Annotated in this window: 26 protein-coding genes and 1 other RNA gene; 12 read left to right on the top strand and 15 right to left on the bottom strand. The window is 37.6% G+C overall.

Annotated elements, in window-relative coordinates; genetic code table 11:
* Positions 1-209 precede the first annotated feature (209 nt).
* The 7 genes from G0028_RS08045 to rtcA all read left to right on the top strand — a co-directional run bounded on the left by G0028_RS08045 (position 210) and on the right by rtcA (position 5,333).
* Entirely contained in the window at positions 210-1,469 is a 1,260-nt protein-coding gene (locus G0028_RS08045) for an RtcB family protein (RefSeq protein ID WP_180046674.1), read from the top strand.
* Positions 1,470-1,474: 5 nt separating this feature from the next.
* Positions 1,475-1,975, top strand: a complete 501-nt coding sequence (locus G0028_RS08040) for a hypothetical protein (RefSeq protein ID WP_180046676.1) — start codon at positions 1,475-1,477, stop codon at positions 1,973-1,975.
* 11 nt (positions 1,976-1,986) lie between these two features.
* Positions 1,987-2,451, top strand: coding sequence for a hypothetical protein (locus G0028_RS08035; RefSeq protein ID WP_130073817.1), 465 nt, complete (start codon positions 1,987-1,989; stop codon positions 2,449-2,451).
* Between the two features lie 53 nt (positions 2,452-2,504).
* Positions 2,505-2,966, top strand: coding sequence for a DIP1984 family protein (locus G0028_RS08030; RefSeq protein WP_180046678.1), 462 nt, complete (start codon positions 2,505-2,507; stop codon positions 2,964-2,966).
* 483 nt (positions 2,967-3,449) lie between these two features.
* Positions 3,450-4,028, top strand: a complete 579-nt coding sequence (locus G0028_RS08025) for a hypothetical protein (RefSeq protein ID WP_180046680.1) — start codon at positions 3,450-3,452, stop codon at positions 4,026-4,028.
* A gap of 71 nt (positions 4,029-4,099) precedes the next feature.
* Positions 4,100-4,297, top strand: a complete 198-nt coding sequence (locus G0028_RS08020) for a CPCC family cysteine-rich protein (RefSeq protein ID WP_306669461.1) — start codon at positions 4,100-4,102, stop codon at positions 4,295-4,297.
* Between the two features lies 1 nt (position 4,298).
* On the top strand, positions 4,299-5,333 hold the full coding sequence (gene rtcA, locus G0028_RS08015; RefSeq protein WP_180046681.1) for an RNA 3'-terminal phosphate cyclase: 1,035 nt from the start codon (positions 4,299-4,301) through the stop codon (positions 5,331-5,333).
* A gap of 113 nt (positions 5,334-5,446) precedes the next feature.
* Here rtcA and G0028_RS08010 read toward each other — a convergent pair whose 3' ends face one another.
* The 3 genes from G0028_RS08010 to G0028_RS08000 form a co-directional block, all read right to left on the bottom strand.
* On the bottom strand, positions 5,447-6,184 hold the full coding sequence (locus G0028_RS08010) for a histidine phosphatase family protein (protein ID WP_130073820.1): 738 nt from the start codon (positions 6,182-6,184) through the stop codon (positions 5,447-5,449).
* A 61-nt stretch (positions 6,185-6,245) separates the two neighbouring features.
* Positions 6,246-7,097, bottom strand: coding sequence for a 3'(2'),5'-bisphosphate nucleotidase CysQ (locus G0028_RS08005; RefSeq protein WP_180046683.1), 852 nt, complete (start codon positions 7,095-7,097; stop codon positions 6,246-6,248).
* Between the two features lie 145 nt (positions 7,098-7,242).
* On the bottom strand, positions 7,243-7,824 hold the full coding sequence (locus tag G0028_RS08000; protein ID WP_180046685.1) for a lysozyme: 582 nt from the start codon (positions 7,822-7,824) through the stop codon (positions 7,243-7,245).
* A 366-nt stretch (positions 7,825-8,190) separates the two neighbouring features.
* On the opposite strand from G0028_RS08000, the gene G0028_RS07995 reads away from it, so the two are divergent.
* The 4 genes from G0028_RS07995 to G0028_RS07980 all read left to right on the top strand — a co-directional run bounded on the left by G0028_RS07995 (position 8,191) and on the right by G0028_RS07980 (position 11,264).
* A complete protein-coding gene (locus G0028_RS07995; protein WP_130073823.1) occupies positions 8,191-8,877 on the top strand; it encodes an HAD-IA family hydrolase in 687 nt (228 codons plus the stop codon).
* The gene (locus G0028_RS07990) at positions 8,861-9,319 is read left to right on the top strand and encodes an RNA-binding S4 domain-containing protein (RefSeq protein WP_130073824.1); all 459 of its coding nucleotides are present in this window, start codon (positions 8,861-8,863) and stop codon (positions 9,317-9,319) included. Before G0028_RS07995 ends, G0028_RS07990 begins: the two co-directional genes overlap by 17 nt.
* Before the next feature lie 156 nt (positions 9,320-9,475).
* Positions 9,476-10,522 carry a recombinase RecA gene (gene recA / locus G0028_RS07985; protein ID WP_130073825.1) on the top strand — a complete coding sequence of 349 codons (1,047 nt, stop codon included), beginning with the start codon at positions 9,476-9,478 and terminating at the stop codon, positions 10,520-10,522.
* A 145-nt stretch (positions 10,523-10,667) separates the two neighbouring features.
* Positions 10,668-11,264 (top strand): regulatory protein RecX, encoded by a 597-nt coding sequence (locus G0028_RS07980; protein WP_174492866.1) that lies wholly within the window; start codon positions 10,668-10,670, stop codon positions 11,262-11,264.
* A gap of 65 nt (positions 11,265-11,329) precedes the next feature.
* Here G0028_RS07980 and ffs read toward each other — a convergent pair.
* Positions 11,330-11,426, bottom strand: an RNA gene (gene ffs / locus G0028_RS07975) — signal recognition particle sRNA small type.
* A 318-nt stretch (positions 11,427-11,744) separates the two neighbouring features.
* Between ffs and G0028_RS07970 the strand changes: the two genes are divergently transcribed.
* A complete protein-coding gene (locus G0028_RS07970) occupies positions 11,745-12,614 on the top strand; it encodes a YbgF trimerization domain-containing protein (protein ID WP_227554805.1) in 870 nt (289 codons plus the stop codon).
* 66 nt (positions 12,615-12,680) lie between these two features.
* On the opposite strand, the gene lpxA is transcribed toward G0028_RS07970, so the two are convergent.
* The 11 genes from lpxA to pyrH all read right to left on the bottom strand — a co-directional run bounded on the left by lpxA (position 12,681) and on the right by pyrH (position 23,623).
* Entirely contained in the window at positions 12,681-13,469 is a 789-nt protein-coding gene (gene lpxA / locus G0028_RS07965; protein WP_130073828.1) for an acyl-ACP--UDP-N-acetylglucosamine O-acyltransferase, read from the bottom strand.
* A complete protein-coding gene (gene fabZ / locus G0028_RS07960; RefSeq protein WP_130073829.1) occupies positions 13,466-13,951 on the bottom strand; it encodes a 3-hydroxyacyl-ACP dehydratase FabZ in 486 nt (161 codons plus the stop codon). Before fabZ ends, lpxA begins: the two co-directional genes overlap by 4 nt.
* A gap of 2 nt (positions 13,952-13,953) precedes the next feature.
* On the bottom strand, positions 13,954-15,024 hold the full coding sequence (gene lpxD, locus G0028_RS07955; RefSeq protein WP_180046687.1) for a UDP-3-O-(3-hydroxymyristoyl)glucosamine N-acyltransferase: 1,071 nt from the start codon (positions 15,022-15,024) through the stop codon (positions 13,954-13,956).
* 3 nt (positions 15,025-15,027) lie between these two features.
* Positions 15,028-15,507: an OmpH family outer membrane protein gene (locus G0028_RS07950; RefSeq protein ID WP_180046690.1), complete on the bottom strand. Its 480-nt coding sequence runs from the start codon at positions 15,505-15,507 to the stop codon at positions 15,028-15,030.
* 42 nt (positions 15,508-15,549) lie between these two features.
* On the bottom strand, positions 15,550-18,078 hold the full coding sequence (bamA, locus tag G0028_RS07945) for an outer membrane protein assembly factor BamA (protein WP_180046692.1): 2,529 nt from the start codon (positions 18,076-18,078) through the stop codon (positions 15,550-15,552).
* Positions 18,079-18,120: 42 nt separating this feature from the next.
* On the bottom strand, positions 18,121-19,476 hold the full coding sequence (gene rseP / locus G0028_RS07940; protein WP_180046693.1) for an RIP metalloprotease RseP: 1,356 nt from the start codon (positions 19,474-19,476) through the stop codon (positions 18,121-18,123).
* A gap of 3 nt (positions 19,477-19,479) precedes the next feature.
* Positions 19,480-20,676, bottom strand: a complete 1,197-nt coding sequence (ispC, locus tag G0028_RS07935; RefSeq protein ID WP_180046695.1) for a 1-deoxy-D-xylulose-5-phosphate reductoisomerase — start codon at positions 20,674-20,676, stop codon at positions 19,480-19,482.
* A complete protein-coding gene (locus G0028_RS07930) occupies positions 20,677-21,501 on the bottom strand; it encodes a phosphatidate cytidylyltransferase (protein ID WP_130073835.1) in 825 nt (274 codons plus the stop codon).
* Positions 21,501-22,253, bottom strand: a complete 753-nt coding sequence (gene uppS / locus G0028_RS07925) for a polyprenyl diphosphate synthase (protein ID WP_174492871.1) — start codon at positions 22,251-22,253, stop codon at positions 21,501-21,503. Before uppS ends, G0028_RS07930 begins: the two co-directional genes overlap by 1 nt.
* Positions 22,254-22,261: 8 nt before the next feature.
* Positions 22,262-22,816: a ribosome recycling factor gene (frr, locus tag G0028_RS07920; RefSeq protein ID WP_130073837.1), complete on the bottom strand. Its 555-nt coding sequence runs from the start codon at positions 22,814-22,816 to the stop codon at positions 22,262-22,264.
* A 78-nt stretch (positions 22,817-22,894) separates the two neighbouring features.
* Positions 22,895-23,623 (bottom strand): UMP kinase, encoded by a 729-nt coding sequence (pyrH, locus tag G0028_RS07915; protein ID WP_111857931.1) that lies wholly within the window; start codon positions 23,621-23,623, stop codon positions 22,895-22,897.
* Positions 23,624-23,646: the final 23 nt, after the last annotated feature.

Here is a 23,646-nt window from a genome sequence, read left to right as displayed (position 1 = left end):
AGAAAATAAAATCGTACTAAAAAATCTAAAAATAAAATAAATATTTTTAAATCATTAAATATCAATTACTTAAAAATTAAATTCCAAATAAAATCAAATTTGGCACACTCTTAGCAATATACATTACATACATCATCAAGATGTATGAAATTTTCACCTGCCTGCAACCGCTTGGCAGGCAGGTTTAGAGAAAGGAAAAGATGATGATAATGTCAGTCGTAGAACAAATTGAAAAACAAGCTGCAAATGAACGTGCATATAACATTATTCAGGACGCAAAAGGCGTTCCAATTAAAATGTGGACTAAAGGTGTCCCTATCGATGAGAAATCGAAAGATCAACTATTAAAAACCGCGCAAATGCCTTTTATTTATAAATGGATGGCGGTAATGCCTGATGTGCATGTCGGAATCGGTGCAACCATTGGTAGCGTGATCCCAACCAAAGGCGCGATTATCCCTGCTGCGGTGGGTGTGGATATTGGTTGTGGGATGATGGCAGCTCGTACTTCACTGTCTGCATCTGATTTGCCTGATAATTTACATGCCTTACGTACTGAGTTAGAACGATTAATTCCGCATGGTATGACCAAAGGGCGTGGTCGTCGTGACCGAGGATCTTGGGATACGCCAACCGAACGTGTAGATCAGGCTTGGGCTGAATTGGTCACTGATTTTGAATACATTTGTGCCAAGCATCCACGTTTAAAAAATACCAATAACCATAAACAGTTAGGGACTTTGGGAACTGGAAACCACTTTGTCGAAATCTGTCTGGATGAACATCAACAGGTGTGGATTATGTTGCATTCAGGTTCTCGTGGTGTAGGAAATGCGATTGGTAACCACTTTATCGAGCTGGCTCGTAAAGACATGCAAAAGCATTTTATTAACTTGCCTGATAAAGATTTAGCTTATTTGGTTGAAGGAACTGAGCATTTCGACGATTATTGGTTTGCAGTGGGTTGGGCGCAACGTTTTGCCATGAAAAACCGTGAGTTAATGATGGAAGCTGCGGTACAAGCTTTACGTATTATTATCAAAAAACCATTTAACGCCAAAGTTGAAGCGGTAAACTGTCATCATAATTATGTGGATAAGGAAGAACATTTCGGTCAGGAAGTTTTGGTCACTCGTAAAGGTGCGGTACGTGCCCGCTTGGGTGAGTATGGAATTATTCCAGGGTCGATGGGTGCGAAGTCATTTATTGTCAAAGGTAAGGGAAATCAGGAATCATTCTGTTCGTGTTCGCATGGTGCAGGTCGTGTGCATAGCCGTACTGCTGCGAAGAAGTTGTTTACTGTGCAAGATCAGATTGAGCAAACTCAAGGTGTGGAATGCCGTAAGGATGAAGCCGTGATTGATGAGATTCCGTCTGCTTATAAGCCGATTGAAGATGTGATGAAAGCGCAAAGTGATTTGGTGGAAGTGGTTTATACGCTAAATCAGGTTGTTTGTGTAAAAGGTTAATTATTATGAATTTTGCATTTGAAATAGAAAAGTTTAATGAGTTCTTGAATGGTTTATGTACCGCAGCAAATGCTTTACGTACATCATATACAGGTCCTGAATTTGATTGTTATATTGAACAATTAAATTTTTCCAAAGACAAAGCGTTTGAGGATAATTTCAAAGCGTTTTTTTATCAAAAATGCAAAAAATTAAATATAAAACAGCCATCAAATTTTCAACATCATACTGATTGGATTTTTGAAATGGAGTCACTTAATTGGACAGATGCGATTCATGAATTTTTCTACAAAAATTTATTTCCCACACTAAACATCAATCAATTTTCGGAAATTTATCAAAGTCTATTCAACAAAATTGAAAATTTGATGGGTGAAATTGAATTTGCTAAGCAGGGTTATATCAGCCCTCCTTGGCAATTCAATCCATACTGTCAGCATTGGCAACATCTTTATATTCACAGTAACGATATTCAATTGCTAATAACTTTTGAAGCGAATACATAGCAGATGGAAAAATGACAACATTTATATTTAATTCCGAGAAAATAGTAAATTCCGATTGCAATGAGCTTTATACGGATAGTTTTGTTCATCTATTTTGCTCAACTTGGCAAGCAAGCTATGTAAAGTTTAGTTACATAGATGCTGAAAACTCGTATAGCTATGATGAATTATTAAGTTTTATCTTAAAATATACTTCAAACAGGAATCATTCTTCTCCAAGTTGGATAGGCAATACAATATTCCAAGAATCTAATCGTGAAATATTAGTTCAGAATATTAATGGCGTTATCGCTGACTTAAATGAGAAATTAGAAATTTTTCCTGAAGACTTAAATTTAAAAATATTTAAGGAATATTTGAATCAGATCAATACTGTTCAAGCGAAAAATATCTGTGAAATTATAGGAAAAATTGGGCTCAATCCAATTGCCCTGACGAAGGCGGTCCTAATTACCAATATGTTTGGACAGATATAGACAAACTGTACTATTTACACATTCATTTAGAATCTTAAAAGAAGGATAAGAATATGAAACTTGCAGAAGCATTATTATTACGAAGCGATCAACAAAAGAAACTCGCTTCACTCAAACAACGGATCAATGCAAACGTATTGGTACAAGATGGTGATGAACCATCTGAAGATCCAAATGAGTTATTAAAGCAAGTATTTGCCTTAACTCAGGAATCACAAAAGTTGGTTTTGGCTATCCACCAAACCAATGCTTTAGCAAAATTAGCTGATGGTCGTTCGTTGTTGGCTTTATTGACACAACGTGATGAAGTTGTAGAACGTCATAAAATCTTAACCTCTGCAATCAGCAATACCAATCGTGAGCCTGATCGCTACAGTACCCGTGAGATTAAATGGCATAAAGTGATTCCAGTATCATCATTGCAAAAACAAGCCGATGATATCAGTGCCAAACTGCGTGATTTAAATGTATTGATTCAGGCGACCAATTGGCAAGTGGATTTACTTGAAACTTAATATAATTTAAAGAGTTTCGTAGTTTTGATATAGCTCGCTATATCAAATCCGAAATATATTGGGCGAGTACGAGATCTAAGGCTGTATAGATTGAAATAAAAGTCAGCATCATTTTTGGGTAATGAGCAAAGTGGATTTATGCGGCAATGCACAAATTAATCCATCACACATCATCACTTAAACCTTTGCAAGGCAAAGTCATACGTTATATAGCATAACCATGTACTGACAATATATTTCACCTTTTTCTAAAGCAATTGATTGTTTTAGAATACACCCGAACATACTGGGCGAGTGCAAGATCCGATAACAGCTTTACTACCTCAGCGCAGGATTGAAAAGAAGTTGCGTAGAGGCTGCCAAGCAAGTGAGCTAGCTTAACTTTTTACACATTAGCTCATCACTTAGCACAAATTAGACTTTACCTAGCATTTAGCACAACCATGTACTGACAGTATGTTCACCTCAATATTGGAATAAAAAATGGAAAAATTTCAATTCACAGATTTTGAAATTAGAACTTTGCTCTCTGGTTCAGCAATTACCGATCAATATCCTTGGAATACGAATAATGAAGAAACCATAGAAAATTTTTGTTTAAATATTTGCGGTGATATTGAGAGAAAAACTGAGTGTCTATCTGAAAAAGAGTTTAATGATTACGGTTCGGGCTATGCCTCATTTTACGATACATGGTTTTACAAAGAAAAAGCATCATTTAAATTTCCAAACTCTCCTTACCCAAATCAACATTTTTATGGTCTGGTTATATTGTTTAGTAAATTGTCTCCTTACTATGTTTTTATGCAAGGCGAAAAAGGTTGGCATGATAAAAGTGGCTTTTCATATATGCCCGACTCCAATATGGTTGATAATTTAAAATCGTGGGCTATAAATGATCTAGCAAATCAAGTTGAACCTATTTTAGCTTCTTATGGGTTGATTCGTCTTACACATGAACAATTAAATACTACATTAATAGGGAAATGGGAAATTCCAACAATATTAAATATTGGCGAACAATTTACCCTTTTCGATGCTCTTTTCTATTGGGAAGATTAAAGCGACTAGAAAAATATGAATTATACATGTGCATGTTGTAATGAATTTACCCGAGATGAACCGCAAGTTGTTTGGGATTTATTATATGCCCTGTCTGTTTTTGGGAAGATGATCCTGTACAAAATACTCATCCTGATTCATATAGCGGTGCAAATAAAGTTTCTTTAAACGAGGCTAAAGAGAATTATAGGAAGTTTGGTTCAAGTGAAGAGCGTTTTATCAAAAATGTACGAAAGTCAAATATTTTAGAAAAAAATGATGAAGAGTAAAATGAAAACACAACTAAAAAACAAAACCATTCAAATTGATGGCTCACAAGGTGAAGGTGGCGGACAAATCCTCCGCACTGCCCTTTCATTATCCATGCTGACAGGCATTCCATTTGAACTAGTGAATATCCGTGCAGGACGTAAAAAACCAGGGTTAATGCGCCAGCACTTAGTCTGCGTGCAAGCGTCACAACGCATCAGCAATGCAACGGTTGAAGGTGCTGAATTACATTCACAAAGATTATATTTCAAGCCTCAACAAGTCCAAGCAGGAAAGTACGATTTTCACATCGGTTCAGCAGGTAGCACAATTCTAGTTTTACAAACTTTGCTCCCTGCCCTGATGATGCAAAGTGAATCCAGTCAAATTAGTATACACGGCGGAACGCATAACCCAATGGCACCAACGGCTGATTTTATTGAACAATGTTTTCTACCTGCGATTCAACGCTTAGGGATACACATTGATTTCGAGTGTAAACGTGCAGGATTTTTCCCAATTGGCGCAGGTCAGATCAATGCAACGATTTATCCTTGGACAGAGCAAACTAAATATATAGCGCAAGATCGTGGTAAATTATTAGATACCATTGCCTACGCCTCTGCTTTAAATATCCCTGTAAATATTGCAGACCGTGAACTTGAAGTACTGAATAACAAATTAGATTTAACTGAGCGTAAGCGTTTAAATTTTCAAGGCATCAGTCAGGGAAATACGGCTTTTGTGGTACTGAATTATGAACATCACCAACAAGTATTTTCTGCTTTAGGTGAAATGAAAAAAAGTGCTGAAAAAGTTGCAAGTGATCTAGCAAAAGAAGTCAAAGCTTATTTAAATGCTGATGCAATTGCGGATGAATATCTGACTGACCAATTGTTACTACCATTAGCATTAGGTCAAGGTGGCGTATTTACTGCACAAGTCATCAGCGAACATAGCAAAACTCAAGCGGAGATGATTCAAAAATTTGTGGATTGTGAAATTACATTTACCCCAATAAAAACAGACGCTTGGCAAATCAAAGTCAGTATTTAATACTGACTTGATCTATTCACTCGAAATATTGCTTAATTCATGATTAATTTTGGCGATAAAATTCTCATTTGTATAAATTTTAAGATCGCTTTATCTCATCTCAACATTGAGACTTAATTTTCCAGCTTTTGAAAATCCCGAATTGATAATTTATTCACTTCACCACGCCAAATCCATCTCAAATCACAATCTTCAAAATGATCACCCTCAAACCACACAAACAGACCTTCCATCATCTGTGGCCAATCTGCTTTGTCCACCTGATGACGCCCTGAGATCACGGCAATAATCGCCGCTAAGATCGTGTCATGACTCACAGCTAGACTTAAACCCTGTGCATTGCGTGGATGTGTGTTATAAATGAGCTCTAGAACATCAACTACACCCGAAATCGGATGTTTCATGCCTGGCAAAGCATTGTTCACAAAACTATTAATAAAACCTAATGCACCTTGTTTTTGAAAATACGGCGCAGCTTTTTGAATATCTAAAACAAAACTTCCCGGCTCAACCAATAAACCTTGTTCAACGATTTCAATATGATGGGTATTATGATCTGGACTAGATAAATCAGCCCCCTCAATCATTAATGCAGCCGTATCCACACAGCGTTGAATCGGACTTGAAATGCAATGCTGGATTACACGGTCTGTATGATCCGTTAAATATGAACCCCAAGCTTGTGCCAAATCACGACCTTGTGATGTCAATTGCAAATCATAACCCGCTAAACCTTGCCCACTCACCATCTCACGAATCGAATGGCGTGTAAACAAAGTCACAGGAATTTTCGGGTCAGGCAATAAATCTATTGCTTTCAACATGCTTTTCGGCAATAACTCAAGCGCCATACAGACTCAGTTTATTTTTTAGCTCTTCGCTACTATACCATGCCGAAAAAAACTCTCAATCTCATAACGTCACGTTACTTAGCGCATCTAATGCTATTTTTTGATTTTCCTTATCTCTAAAGGCGATAAAACCATCATTTAATACTGTTTTACGCTGATTATACGTAAAAGCTTGTGCCTTTAAACTCACTAAACCACCGCCAATGCTTTCAAGTAAACCTTGACCCGCACTCGTATCCCATTCCGACGTAGGATGAAAACGCGGATAAATGTCAATTTCACCTTCTAGCATCATACAAAACTTATAAGCACTACCTGCTTCACGTTTGATGACTGGATGTTCTTGCTCAATATAATCAATATATTGCTGATATTTTGGGTTTTTACTACTGTGGCTCAATCCCACCTGAATCGCATCAGTTTCAACATCTTTAAACTTACTATAACGTTCCCATACTTTTTGGCTAAATGAGTATTTATAAGGTAATTCAGTTAGATAACCTACATACATCACTTGCTCAGTCGGCACAGCAATAATGGAAAATATCGTTTGATGATTTTGGATCAAACTTAAATTAATCGTAAATTCATCACGTTCATGAATAAACTCTTTAGTCCCATCCAAAGGATCAAGCATCCAGCACACACCCCACGCCTGACGTTCAGAGTGATCACTTTCCTCCGAAATCACAGGAATATCTGGAGTTAAAAGAGCCAATTGTTCTAATAAATAGGCATTTACTTTTAAATCTGCTTGAGTTACAGGTGAGTGATCTGCTTTTTCATCAATACTAAAATCACGCCCAGCACAATATGCCTCATATTCATCCAATAAAATTTGGCTTGCATGTGCCAAAATTGGAGTTAAATTCAGAATTTGTTCATCTTGTGGTGCTTGGGTGGTAATAAACATTGTGTGCAACCTACCTGCTTTTTTAAATGACATTTTTTAAACGGTATATTTTAACATCAAAAAATGACATCCATATTTTAACAGTAACAATTTATCGATGAATTGACGTTCAATGCATTTTCCAATTCAACTTGCAATAATAAATTTACGATCTTTTCTCAAATAATGCTCTTTCTGCAGCTCTACGATGAATCAAGCCTTGCATTCTCTTTCCTCCTGCATAGACCCAAACCTCAAACTGCTCAGCAGCTTTTTGATGATCTGCTGCATTTAAATAACGCAACAAAGTCGAATTTTGAAATGCTGCAATCCCAATGTTATAGGTTAAAGAAACCAAGGCATCAAACTGATGTTGATTTAAGTTGACCTTTACAGCCCGATTGACTGCATTTTCAATTTTTTTTAAATCATGCTGCATATAGCGTTTTGCATCATCAAGACTACAGGTATCAAATGCTTTCACAGCAGTTTGATCAGGATAGCGGGTTGTACCATAACCAATCGTCCAACAACCTGTACCATCATCATATGCAGTCAATTCCAAGCCTTCAAAACTACAAATCAGCTCTCGCCCATGGGCACTTACTTGACGCTGAACCATGTCTGTTGCGACTGCAATTTGGCTAGAATCAGCATCTGTAGCGGTTGCAATGCCTGTTGAATGTTGCTGTTTACGGCTGCGCACTAAGAGTTCTTTCACCACATGCAATATATCTTGCCAGCGCATATTCATTCCTCAAAATCATGTAGAAATCGATATTTCATCTTTGCATTTATTAAAAGCATCGTGAATAAAATTGCTCAAGTGTAGATAATTATAGATGCACCTCAAGACTACCTGAAAAATTAAGAGAAATAAAAATTTAGATTTTTAGATTTTTTTCGACCAATTCACATTTAGCGCTATAATTTAATACAAAATCCGACCTAAAATAGGTTCACAAATTTGTACATACTTTTTGAAACGTGTATAACGTCATTCAAATTGATCAATATATCAAAATTTTTAGTTTTGATTTATTTCTTAAAAATCAATGAATCATGATCTATTTCAGGCTTTCATTGTATTTTAAAAATAAAAGGTAGTTAAATTATGCAGCCAATCCTGATGTTCGATATGGATGGAACTCTTCTTGACCTTGCATTTGATGATTTGATTTGGAATCAAAAATTACCTGAACGTCATGCTCAAACCCATCAATGTTCATTAGAACAAAGCAAAGCGACTTTGTTTGAATTTTATCAAGAGCATAAACATACTATTTTATGGTACTCATCACGTTATTGGAGTGAAAAAGTTGGGGTCGATGTTCTAAAATTACAATATGATTTTAAAGATAAAATTCAACCTCGTTTTGGTTGTATCGAATTACTTGAACAGCTAAAAGCACAAGGTTATCGCTGTTGGTTGCTGACCAATGCTGACACTGCTGGTTTAAAATTAAAATTGGACAATGTCGACATTGCTCCCTATTTTGAAGTCATTGTTAGTAGTCAAGAGTTTGGATATTCCAAAGAATTTGTCGAATTTTGGCAACAATTACAAGAAAAATATCCTTTCGATCCACAACATGCATTTATGATTGATGATACAGCACCTGTACTTGAAGGTGCCAAAAAATTTGGGATTGCAAATTTAATTACCATTACCCAACCTTCTAGTTTAAAAGCTGCACGTAATCCTTTAGAGTTACAGTATCCAGCGATTCAACATTTAACTGAATTATTGCCATTATTGGCGCAATATCAAAGTAAGGATGTCGATGTCAAAACAGCCTAAAAACCGTAAAGATCAAGACGCTCTAGCAACTGACAGTGTACGTGCTGACAAATGGCTCTGGGCTGCTCGTTTCTTTAAAACTCGCTCCATTGCCAAAGCAGCAATCGAAGGCGGTAAAGTACATCATGAAGGTGAACGGATTAAAGTTTCGAAAGAAATCCGCATTGGCATGGAGCTCACTATTCAACAAGGTTTTGATCGTAAAACCGTGGTGGTTAAAGCACTATCCAATGTTCGTGGCGGTGCACCCGCTGCTCAACTCTTGTACGAAGAAACTGAAGTCAGTATTGCTCGACGGGAATTGATTTCAACCCAAAGAAAATTGCATAATCTTGCACGACCTGAGCATCGACCAAGTAAAAAAGACCGTCGAGACATCAGTAGGTTTCGACAAGAAAATGATGCAGGTTATGAGCAAAATTGGTCATATCATGATGAATAAAAGCAAACTACCTATGCGACACTCTATGTCGTAATAACGTGGTTTAATGTAGATGGCAAATTATTTTTCTGTCACTATTGCGTTTGTGGACGAAGATCAAATTTAAAGACATCCACTTTAGTGAATAGTGAATTTATATTGTTTTGAGGTTTCAAGATGGATGATAACAAAAGTAAAGCGCTGAATGCTGCGTTAAGTCAAATTGAAAAACAATTTGGTAAAAATACAGTCATGCGTTTAGGTGACAACACTGTACAAGCAGTCGAGTCTGTATCAACAGGTTCTTTAACCCTTGATATTGCACTCGGTATCGGTGGTTTACCTAAAGGTCGTATTGTTGAGATTTATGGTCCTGAGTCTTCAGGTAAAACTACCATGACTTTACAAGCGATTGCACAATGCCAAAAAGCAGGTGGTACATGTGCTTTTATTGATGCCGAGCATGCACTCGACCCACAATATGCACGTAAACTTGGCGTAGATATTGATAACCTACTGGTATCACAGCCTGACCACGGTGAACAAGCACTTGAAATTGCAGATATGCTAGTCCGCTCTGGCGCGATTGACATGATCGTGGTCGACTCCGTTGCAGCCTTAACACCAAAAGCTGAAATTGAAGGCGAAATGGGCGACTCACACATGGGCTTACAAGCACGTTTGATGAGCCAAGCATTACGTAAAATCACAGGTAATGCTAAACGTTCAAACTGTATGGTGATCTTTATTAACCAAATTCGTATGAAAATTGGTGTGATGTTTGGTAGCCCTGAAACTACAACAGGTGGTAACGCACTTAAATTCTACGCTTCTGTACGTCTTGATATTCGCCGTATTGGTCAAGTCAAAGAAGGTGATGAAATCATTGGTTCAGAAACCCGTGTCAAAGTCGTTAAAAACAAAATGGCACCTCCTTTCCGTGAAGCAGTGTTCCAAATTTTATATGGTAAAGGCGTTAACCATCTGGGTGAATTGATTGATCTTGCTGTTGCACAAGACATAGTCAACAAAGCAGGTGCTTGGTATTCTTATCAAGGTGAAAAAATTGGTCAAGGTAAAAATAACGCCATTCGCCATATGGAAGAAAATCCTGAAATGGCGGCTGCGATTGAAACATTGATTCGTGAAAAATTACTCACCACAACCAATGCAGCACCCGTATCAGAAGATGATGAAATCGAGCCTGAATTTTTAGATGCTTAATCGAGTAATCGATCTCACAATGAAACGCCCAACTTTGGGCGTTTTTGTTATGACAAGCCTAAATAATTCAATTTTGGAATATCCAGTAAACAGATTAAAATAGAAATACACTATTTTAATTAAGGTTAAAAATCTCTCTACGACTATGTCATCTCCTAAATTTCCTAAAATGCTGAATTATGAAGCATTGAAACAACAATTTTCCGATGAGCCCTCTACAAACCATACAACCCGCTCCAACGAAGATGCGCTCAACTTCGAACAAGAACGCCAAGCAAAAACGCAAGGCTTAACAGGCTCTCGCCTACGCTCTTATGCATTTGCGAAATTAACACGTAGAGAATATTCAAAAGCAGATTTGATTGAAAAACTATGTCTCTATGCAGCCAATCGAGAGGAAGTCATTGCTTTAGTAGAAGAATTAGCTGAAGAGAATTATCAAAGTGATCAACGTGTTGCTGAAATGACAGTACGCAGTCAAATTCGTCAAGGCAAAGGTCCAAACCGTATCAAAATGGCTTTACGCAGCAAACATTTAGATAACACCCTAGTCACCGAAGATTTAAAAGAAATTGACTGGTATGAGCAAGCGTATCAACTAAAAGTCAAAAAATACGGTACAGAGGTCAGTAAAGACCCAAAAATCAAAGCTAAACAAATTCGATTTTTGCAATATCGTGGTTTTGAAATGGATGTGATTATGAAAGCAATTAGCCGAAAAACAGATGATTTTGATGGGTAAAATTAAATAACTGAAATAAAAAAGTTGAGCAAATATAAAATTATTATTTTAAAATCTGGTGGCAACCCTACTAGCAAAACCTCGGCACATCGTATTTCTGATACCGTTGCTACCTTCCGGTCCTGGCGGGGTTCTCAGAGTACAATTGCGAAGCCACCAGCAGGGCTACCATTGCAAGAACAGAGTATAGAGATTTTTAAATTTCTTGCAAGTAGAGATATCTACTTTTAAGCATTTTTGCGACTGTTTGATTAATCTCTCAGCAATTCCAATAAAAACAGCGGCATAAATTCAAAAAAACCACAAAATTTCTTCTATATTCATGAGGAAGTAAAGACATTTTTAAAGAAATGCTAGAACATTGTAAAAGTAACTTGCATTTCAGTGCTGAGCCGTTTTAAATAAAACCCATTCTCGAATGATATGACCAATTTCCGAATAAGAAATTAAAGTCAATAAAGTTACTTTTATGGATTTAACATTATGCTAAAAAAGCATGCGCTCTTTTCTCTCGCACTTTTAAGTTCTGCGACATTGTATGCTATCCCAATTGAATCACGAGGTTTGAGCAATCAAAATACTGATGTCGGTATTTCTGGCTCATCTACCCCGATCACAGGAAATATGAATTGGGATTTAATTCAAAAAAATCAACAATTAGAAAACCAAATCCGCGAACTACGCGGTAAGATTGAAGAACAAGACAATGCCATTGAACAACTTAATAAAGAACTGTCTAACCGTTATACAGACTTAGATCAACGCTTAGAGCTCATGGCACAAAAATTAGAAGCAGATGCTGATGCAACAGATGAAAGCCATCCTGATACAACCACACCAGATGGACAGGACTCAACACAGCCTGCCCCAACCACTACACCAAAAGATTCAACTACTCAAACACCGATTGCGACTACAGCAAACTCGCAAAACACTGTCCAATCCAAACCAGAAGATACGACAAATAGCAGCAATGCTGTTGAGCTTGAAAAAGCGGCTTATACCATTGCCTTAGATGCATACAAACAAGGGGGTGCTCAAAAAGCCATTGCACCTATGCAAAATTTTATTAAAAACAATCCAAATGGCGTATATACAGGTAATGCTTACTTTTGGTTAGCAGAATTTAATTTAGCAATTGAACCACCAAATTACGAAGAAGCTAAAAAAAATTATGAAGTTGTTGCAGCCAAATACAGCAATTCATCTAAAGCACCACGTGCTTTATACCGCCTTTATAGTATTGCAACAGAAGTGAATAAAAACCCACAAACAGCAAATGTATACAAAAACAAATTATTGTCGACATTTCCTGACTCAGAAGAAGCTCATTATTTAAAAAATAGTTAAACCATTCTTCTAGCAATAAAAAAGACATCACCAAGGATGTCTTTTTATGATGACTTATGGATTAACTCAACGCACAATACCACGCTTGGACTCAATTAAAGAGTCTAACAACAATTGTGCTTCAGCAACTTCAGGTAGAATCTCTGCTGTGATTTTTGCAATCGCTTGCTCAGTCGTTAAATTTTCTTTATAGATCAATTTAAATGCTTCGCGTAAGCCTTGAATCACATTTTTAGACCATCCCTTACGACGCATACCTTCCACATTCATACCAAAAGCATGTGCAGGATTACCCGAAACCATCACATAAGCAGGAACATCTTTTAAAATCAAAGAGGCACCACCAATCATGCTATAAGCGTCAATCTTACAGAATTGATGGATGCCTGAGTTTCCACCCACAATGACATAATCTGCAATGTGAACATGCCCTGCTATACCCACATTATTGGCAAAAATATTATGATCACCAATTTGGCAATCATGTGCTACATGAGTATTTACCATGAGTAAATTATGACTACCGACTTTAGTTAAACCGTGATCTTGTACCGTACCACGATGTAAACTACAGTGTTCACGAATTTTATTTGAATCACCAATTTCCAACCAAGTTTCTTCACCTTGATATTTTAAGTCCTGACATACTTCGCCAACACTCGCAAATTGGAAAATTTCATTGTCTTTACCAATACGGGTAAAGCCCCCCACAACGACATGTGAGTGAAGCTTTGTCCCTGAATCAATACTGACTTGTGGTCCAATAATACAATACGGTCCAATTTCTACATCAGGCGCAATCTGTGCAGTAGAGTCAATAATAGCGGTTGAATGAATGAGATTTGTGTTGCTCATGCCTGCTCTAATTTTTGATGAGAAATGATAATTTCAGCGGTTGCTGCGACTATGCCGTCCACACTAGCAGTACATAAATATTTGTAAATGCCGCGTTTTTGCATGAGTAACTCAGATTTTAACACAAGTTGATCACCAGGAACGACTTGTTTCTTAAAACGGACTTTCTCAGCGCCCGCAAATAAGAATAAAGAACCAGGCTGAGGCTTTTCATCATTCATGATAAAACCTAATACACCTGAAACTTGTGCCATCGCTTCTACGATCAATACACCTGGCATAATTGGATAGCCAGGGAAATGACCTTGCATAAATTCTTCATTGATAGATACATTTTTGTAACCAACAATGCCATTTTCCGTTACTTCAGTTACACGGTCTACAAGCAAAAATGGATAACGATGTGGCAAATACTCACGGATCGTTTGGGTTTGCATTGGTAATTCAGGAACCGTAAAAGGTAGAGATTTAGACTCAGTCATAATTATTTACGCGATTTTAAAGTTGATTCAAGTTGCTCAATTTGAGCCTGCATATGATCTAGCTGTTTGACTATCTTGGTCAATGGCACATCTGCTAATTGTCGCAGGCGAACAACCGTCCGTTTCCATTGGTTTGTTTCAAACTGTCCCGTACCTGAAGAATAAGAACCCGCATCAGAAATAGTTTTTGTCACCATTGACATTCCTGTAATCGTCACATTATCCGCGATTTTAATGTGACCTACAACACCAACCCCCCCTGCAAAGATACAGTTTTTGCCAATAATGGTACTACCAGCGATACCACATTTTGCAGCAAGTGCAGTATTTTCACCAATCACAACGTTATGTGCTATTTGCACAAGGTTATCAATGATGACACCATCTTTCAAAATCGTATCATCTAAAGCACCACGATCTATACTGCAATTTGAACCAATGCGTACATCATTTCCAATTTGAACTGAACCCAATTGTACTATTCGATTCCATTTACCTTGATAAGGCGCAAAACCAAAACCCTCACCACCAATTACAGTATTGGCATGAATTCGCACACGATTCCCAATTTTAGATTTCCCTGTAATGGTGACATGCGCATCAATGAAACAATCCTGCCCAATTTCAACATGATCATCGAGACGAACATGCGACTGAATTACTGTATTATCACCCACTACACAGTTTTCACCAATCACCACATAATGACCAATGTAAGCCTGATCCGAAATAATGGCTGAATCAGCAATTTGCGCTGTGACTTCAATCCCACGTTTGAGTACTTTATCTTCAAAATGATGGGTTAAAATTGCAAATGCTAAGTAAGGATTATCCACCACAATAAAATTATGATGATTACTGAGTTGTGCTTTTAAGGCAGATGTTACAATCAAAGCACCAGCTTGAGATGCTTGTGCTTCTTGCAAATATTTTTCGCCGTTAACAAAAGAAATATGCTTGGATTGTGCTTGTTCCAAACTTGCTAAACCGTTCAGAACAAGATCAGATTGACCAATTAGCTCTCCTTGAACAAGTTGAGCTAATTCATCGAGATAAGATGGATGAGATGTCATTGATTATTTAATTGCATTAACCTTTTGAATCATTTTAGCAGTTAAATCATTCTTTGCGTCATAGGCTAAAGCTGAATTTTTATTCAAAACCATATCTAATGCATTTTCTTGGCGCAATTGTTCAGCAGCTTGTTTCACACGCGTTTCAAAAGTCTTGTTGGTGTTTTGAATCGTGGTTTGTACTTTCGCTTGTACAGACTGTTGAATTGACTGATATTCAGTCACTTTTGCTTGATATTGTTTCTGAATTTGCTCTGGATTTGCACCTTTTGCTTGCGCTTGTTGCTGTAATACTTGGATCTCTTGAGAAATTTTCTCAAGTTTAGCTGATTCAGGTTTAATCGTTTGCTCTAGACTTGCATTTTGCTGTTTTAAATAAGTACTACTTTCAACCACTTTTTCAATATCAACAATGCCATACCCTGCTGCATTCGCTAAACCAATAAAACCCAAACCAATCAATGCACATACTATTTTTTTCATGATTTAATCCTAACTGTATTTTAAAGTATTCAATGATCGAACTTAGAAAGTTCGACCAATCTCAAATTGAATTTCTTTGGTTTCATCACCTGGCTTGTCATTCAATGGGAATGCATAACTCAAGGATAATGGTCCGATCATAGTAATCCATGTAAAGCCAACACCTACACTATAACGCATGTTATCAAGTTCAAAACCAAAATTATCTTTACAATATTGTTGCGCATTAACACCTGTTGTATTTTCACCAAAGTTTAGATTACCTTTTGGCACATCACATTGTGTATCAAAGACTTGTGCACCTTCTGCAAAGATTACAGGACGGACTTGACGGGTCCAATCCCCTTTGAATGGTAAAGGCAAGGCAAGTTCAGTACCAAATTGCACTAAAGCATTACCACCCACTTCTTCAAGGTTATAATCTTTAGTATTACGCTCGTTATAAGTCACACCAGGATATTTCGGTCCTAAAGTACTGTTGTCATAACCACGTACCGAACCATAACCGCCTGCATAGAAGTTTTTATAGAATGGAAGGTCATTACCATAACCTAATTTCCCATAACCACGTAATACAAAGTCCTTACCTAAAGGCAAAAATGCTTGCGCATCATAAACAATTTTTTGATACTCCACATCACTACCAGGTAATGCAATTTCAGCATTAATACGATGTGACATACCATTGGTTGGGAAAATTGGACGGTTTAAAGTATTATATGACCAACCTAAATTTAGGTTATATGTTAAGAATTCACCTGTAAACTCAGAATTATATTCTGAGAGTGCTATTTCTTTACCATTGGCATCGACACATTTTAAATCATCAGGCACTTTAGGATCTAATGCTTTCCACTCACCTGCGCAATAAGAACTTGTTCCTTTAACCTTACCACCATTCGCTAGCAAATAATCACGGACATAGGTAGATACATAAGGTCCTGTCGTTACTTTAGTATTATCAATATTTAAACCTGCGCTTAAACTTTGATTTTCATCAATTGGATAACCAAAGTTAATGCCACCACCGAAACTGTCAGTCACATAATTATTGACGTTATAGCTATCATTCAGCTTAGTTTTACGATAATACATATTGTAACCACGACTTACACCATCGATGGTGAAGTACGGATCAGTCACACTTAAGTTATAGTAATCTTGGGTTTCAGAGCGAGATAAATCAATTGACACTCGATTACCTGTTCCCAAGAAGTTAGTTTGACTAATCCCCGCTTGGAAAGTCATACCGCCATTTTGAGAATAGCCTACCGCCAACGTACTTGTACCTGAGTGCTGCTCTTCCACATCGATATTCAAATCAATTTGATCAGGCTGATTTGGAACACGTGCAGCTTTCATATCAACTTTACTAAAGAAACCTGTACGCTCTAAACGGACTTTAGACAATTCAATTTTTTCATTGCTTGCTAAAGCACCTTCCATTTGACGCATTTCACGACGTAAAACTTCATCCGCTGTTTTAGTATTCCCAGAGAAGTTAATACGACGTACAGTCACTTGCTGACCTGGATTAATATAATAATTCAAATCAACTGTATGTGTTTCATTGTTAATTTCAGGAACGACATTGACTTCCGTATAGTAATAACCCGCATTACCATATTTACGCATCAGTAATTGCTTAACACCATTCACTTTTTCTTGTGAATAAGTCGTGCCATCTTTATAAATTTGTAATGCTTTTAATTCTTCAGGTTTATAAAGTGCATCACCTAAGAATTTAGACTCACCAAACTTAAACTGTTCACCTTCATCAACAGAAACTTCAATAAAAATATTTTTCTTATCTTCACTGATATTTAGATTAGAGCTGTTAATATCAAAGTTGATATAACCTTTGTTTAAATACATTGCACGCAATGCTTCTAAACTTGCAAACATTTTTTCACGTGCATAGCGGTCATTACGAGTAATCACCGATGCCCAACCACTTTCTTTGACAGCAAAGGCACGTTTAATATCTTCGTCTTTAAAAACGGTGTTGCCAATGACATTAATATTAAATACTTTGGCTGGCTTGCCTTCATTAAAGTTGATATTTAAATCAACACGGTTATTTGGACGTGCAACCGACTCGACCGTAATATCCGAGTCATAACGACCTTGTTGTGAATACTGTTGCTCTAATTCAGTTTCTAAAGTTTGTAAAGATGATTTTTTAAGTACCTCACCTTCAGCCAATCCCATTTTTTTCAAACCTTCATCTAAGGCTTCTTTTGGAATCAGTTTATTTCCTTTAAGATTAATTTTTGAAATGATTGGACGTTCAATCACTTTAAAAACTAAAACATCATTTTCCTGAGTCGCTTGAATATCATCAAAGGAATTTGAGGCATACAATGCACGAATTGCATCCGCAATTGCAGGATCATTGATACGATCACCACTCTTGATCGGAAGCAAAGCAAGCACATTACTTTGGGTTAAACGAACCAAACCATCTACACGAATGTCACGCGCAATGAATTCATCTGCTGCATGTACGTGTTGTACTGCTGCCATTGCACTAACGAGCGCCAATGGCATAAATAAATGTGAGTGCTGCATGCCTATTATTTTCCAGTAAGTTAATTTTTCACTCTTGCGTCATTACAAACGCATAAAATCATTGAATATTGCTAAAAGCATCATGCTTCCAAGCAATACCATACCAATTTTTAATCCAACCAATTGTATTTGTTCAGAAACAGGTTTACCACGTAAAGCCTCGATAAAATAGTACACTAAATGCCCACCATCCAACATTGGAATTGGCAATAAATTTAGAATACCAAGACTTACGCTCATCAATGCCATAAATGAAATGAAGGTTTGCCATCCCATTTCTGCACTTTGACCTGCAACTTTTGCAATGGTAATTGGACCCGATAAATTATCTAAGCCAATTAAACCACGAACCATTTTCACCATCGAATTTAAAATCATGCCTGAAAGTTGCCCTGTTTTCTCTACAGCAACAACAAAAGCCTCAGCAGGATTATATTGAATCGTTTGTTTATATTCTGCAGGAATATTGGCTTTGCCCGATTGTGCTTGCACACCCAACATTCCCGTAACTTTACCCATATTGTCACGTTGACCTTGTGGCATCACTTGCAAATGCACCACTTGACCTTGACGTAATACATCGATATTTAGAAGTTTTTCAGGTGATTTTTGTACCACATCCACCACATCAAACCAATCTTTCATCTTTACTTGGTTAATCGCGATGATTTGATCGCCTTTTTTCATGCCTTGGCGAATTGCCGCACCATCATTACTCAAGTCATACACAACAGCTGCAATATGTGGGCGATATGGCGTAAAACCGAGTACATCAAAAGGAGACTGTGTTTGATCTTTTAAGAATGCTTGAATCGGCAACTCAAAAGTTTTGATTTGACCTGCACGCTCTGCCTGAACTTCGATATACCCCGTTTCACCCACACGATCGACCAAAGCATAATTTAACTTTTCCCAAGTTGTGGTTGGCGTACCATCAATCGCAACAATTTTGTCACCTTGCTGCATCTGTACTGTTGCAGCGGGGGTATTTGGTAAAACTTTGCCTACACGCGTATTTAGCTGCTCTTGTGCAGGTAAAAATAAAATCCAAAATAGAAATATTGCAAAAATCAGATTAATCAAAGGCCCCGCAGCAACAATCGCAATACGTTTCCATGGCGACTGACGGTTAAATGCATAAGGTAAATCTTCTGCACTCACATTACCTTCACGCTCATCTAACATTTTCACATAACCACCAAGCGGTAATGCTGAAAGCTGATATTGAATTCCTGATTTTTTGGATGTCCACTTTAACAAAGTTGGGCCAAAACCAATTGAATACACCAAAACTTTCACACCCAGTTTTCGTGCAACCCAATAATGCCCAAACTCATGAATGGCAATCAATGGACCTAAAAGGAAAATGGCAGCAACAATGATAAATAGCACATTCATAATTTAGCTTTCCAATTGCGCAATATGTTCAGTTGCAATATTTCGTGCAAATTCATCTGTATACAAAATCTTTTCAATTGATTCTGCTGAACTATTTTGAACGTGATTTAAAGTATGTTCAACCACTTGTGCAATGTCTAAAAATTGAATTTTTTCAGCCAAAAACGCAGCGACAGCAACTTCATTGGCAGCATTTAAAATTGCAGGTGCTAATCCACCCGATTGCATCGCTTGGCGTGCCAATTTTAATGCAGGAAAACGCACCAAATCAGGCTGTTGAAAATCTAACTGAGAATGTAAAAACAAATCTAAAGGTGGAACATGTGTTGTGATCCGTGTTGGCCATGCCAGTGCATGTGCAATCGGTGTACACATATCAGGATTACCCATTTGAGCCAAAGTCGAACCATCTACATATTGAACCATTGAATGAATAATACTTTGTGGATGAACAACAACTGTAACAAATTGTTCTTTAATTGAAAATAAATGACACGCTTCAATCAACTCTAAGCCTTTATTCATCAAAGTTGCAGAATCAACAGAAATCTTGCGTCCCATCGACCAATTAGGATGCTTACATGCTTGCGCAGGCGTCACTTTTTGTAATTGTTCCAGACTATGATTTAAAAATGGTCCTCCTGATGCCGTCAACAATACTTGCTGTACACCCAGTAAAGGCTCACCATTTTTTTCAATGTGTAAGTAATTTTGTGGGAGACACTGAAAAATAGCATTATGTTCAGAATCTACAGGCAACAACAATGCTTGATGCTCTTTTGCCGCTTGCAACATCAAGTCACCCGACATGACCAAAGCTTCTTTATTGGCCAATAAGACACGCTTACCTGCTTTCACGGCTGCAAGTGTTGGCAACAAACCTGCCGCCCCTACAATTGCCGCCATCACCACATCTACATCAGGACAAGAGGCTACAGCAACTAAACCCGCTTCATCACAAAGAATTTCAATATCTTGCAAATTCTCTTGTTTCAACAAGCGTTGTAACTCAAACAATTTATCTGAAGGCACAACCACGATTTTTGGTCGAAATTGTTTGCAAATTTCACTCAGTTCCTGAATACGGCTATAAGCCGATATTGCAAAAACTGAATAGGTTTCAGGATGTTGTTCTATAATTTTTAATGTGCTGCGACCAATGGAACCCGTAACACCCAAGATACAAACAGATTGTGACATCTACAAATTTACACCAATAAGTTTTAATACAGCCATACCTGCAGCAAAAATCGGTGCCGCAGCCAGCAATGAATCAATACGATCTAGCACTCCGCCATGCCCCGGCAAAATACGACCTGAATCTTTAATTCCTGCACGACGCTTGATCATTGACTCGAACAAATCGCCTAAAACAGAACTAAACACAGTAATAATAGAGAGAATTAAAAAGAGAATATGTTGTGGAAGCGTTAGATCCAAGTAATTATATTGCACAATAACAATGACTATTGCGACAGTAACAATACCACCCAACAAACCTTCAATCGATTTGTTTGGGCTTACGTCAGGTGCTAGCTTACGTTTACCAAATTTACGTCCAACAAAATATGCACCACTGTCCGCACCCCAAACCAATAAGAATAGGTACATGAGCCACCACGGTGAACTTTCCCATACTTTAAAAATTGCCGTGACTGCAGCACTAATCAACACTAAACCAATCACATTCAGTGTAGCATTATACCAACCATCATATTCAGGATAGGATTTTACCCAATATAAGCTGCACAACCATGTCAGAATAGATGCGCTCCACAAAATCAATGCAAGATCACTAAAATATAAAGCCAAACCAGAAATGCAGGCAGTAAACACACCAAAACAAGCTGCTTTTAGTTTAGACACAGTTTGAGTAGGATGAGGCATGAGTTTAAACCACTCATAACCTGCCGCCCCAGCTGCGATAATCATTAACACTAACATTGGATATTGTGAAGTTGTTGCAAACATACAACTGAGTACGACTGCAACCAACACCAATGCGGTAATTATCCGCTCTAACATTATAAATTCTCTATATGCTCTTGTTGAATTTGTTCAGATGTTTTTCCAAAACGTCGTTCACGACCCGAAAAAACATTAAACGCATATTCTAATTCTTTCACGGTAAACTCAGGCCATAAAGTCTGGGTAAAATACAATTCAGCATATGCAGCCTGCCAAAGTAAAAAATTGGACAAGCGGAAATCACCACCCGTTCGAATCAATAAATCAACAGGTGCCAAATCACCTAAACTGACCATTCGACCAAACATTGCTACATCAATTTGATTCACATCAATTTTTTCATCTTTCACCAATTGCGCAAGTTGTTGTGCCGTATGCGCAATATCCCACATACCACCATAACTAATAGCAATTGTTAAAGTCATGTTACTGAACTTAGCAGTCCTTTGTTCAGCATGCAACATTAATTCTTTTAGCTCAGGTGAAAGTCGACTACGATCACCAATAAAACGTAAAGAAATTTCAAACTTTTCCATACGCGGAATCTGCTCATGAATTGTTTCTTCCAACAATTTCATCAACAAATCCACTTCGTACTGCGGACGGTTCCAATTTTCACTGGAAAATGCAAAAACAGTCAGTGCTTGCACACCCACTTTACGACAATGCTCTACGATGGGGTCAAGAACATTCTTACCCTCACGATGTCCATCACCTTTTTGCAATTGTTTCTTTTTCGCAAAACGATTGTTGCCATCCATAATGATGGCAACATGTTGAGGAAGATGGTTGTCTTCAGATGTGGTCATTATACGTTTTAGACCTTCATCAAATCAGCTTCTTTTGCAGCTAAACGCTTATCAACTTCAGCCACAAATTTGTCAGTGATTTTTTGAATATCATCACCTGCACGACGCTCATCATCTTCAGAAATTTCTTTATCTTTCAATAATGACTTAATATCACCCAATACATCACGACGAATATTACGGATTGCAACTTTAGCATTTTCAGCTTCGTTACGTGCAATTTTCAACATGTCTTTACGTGTTTCTTCAGTCAATGCTGCCATAGGCACACGAATTGCATCAGCAGTTACAGGGTTCAAACCTAGATCTGACTCACGAATCGCTTTATCAATCGCATTCACCATTGAACGCTCAAAAGGTTGAACCAACAAAGTACGTGAATCCTCTACACCAATGTTTGCCACTTGGTTTAATGGCACATCAGAACCGTAGTAAGGAACCATGACACCATTGAGAATCGATGGATGCGCACGACCTGTACGAACCTTTGCGAAACCGTGTTCTAAAGAGTCAAGCGACTTGTTCATACGGTCTTCAGCATCTTTTTTAAGATCGTTAATCATCTGATCTTCCTTACTTATCTATCTAAATTGTATAACCAAAAATGGTAATAGTATAAAGTGCTTTACACGTTACGTACATTAGTTTGTAACGTGAGTCCCTTCTTTCTCACCCATCACCACTGAAAGTAATGAACCCGCCTTATTCATATCGAACACTTGCAATGGCACATTATGGTCACGGCATAAACAAATCGCGGTTAAATCCATCACACCTAATTTTTCATCCAATACTTGGTCAAAAGTCAGTGCTTCATATTTCACAGCATCATCATATTTACTTGGATCTTTGTTATACACACCATCAACTTTAGTGGCTTTTAAAATCAAATCTGCTTCGATTTCAATCCCACGTAAACATGCTGCTGTATCTGTCGTAAAGAACGGATTCCCTGTACCTGCAACAAATACACACACTTCACCTTGAGTAAGATGACGAATCGCATCACGACTTGAGTAAGACTCAACTACCGCACCAATTGGTAAAGCAGACATTAAACGTGTTTTAATGTTACGGCGCACCAATGCATCACGTAATGCCAAACCATTCATCACAGTCGCAAGCATGCCCATTTGGTCACCTGTGACACGACCCACTAAACCATCTTTTTGCAATTGGCTACCACGGTATAAGTTACCACCACCAACAACAATACCGACTTGCACCCCCAAACCCACCAAGTGTGCAATTGACAATGACATTTGATCCAAAACTTGCGCATCAATACCCATGTCTTTATTACCAGCCAATGCCTCACCTGATAATTTCAATAAAATACGTTCAAAACGTGGTTTTTTTGAATCTAACATTGTCAAAACTCCAATTTCTATAC

It is taken from the genome of Acinetobacter piscicola (assembly GCF_015218165.1).
GTDB lineage: Bacteria > Pseudomonadota > Gammaproteobacteria > Pseudomonadales > Moraxellaceae > Acinetobacter > Acinetobacter piscicola_A.
This window is presented reverse-complemented; position numbering and strand designations above follow the sequence as displayed.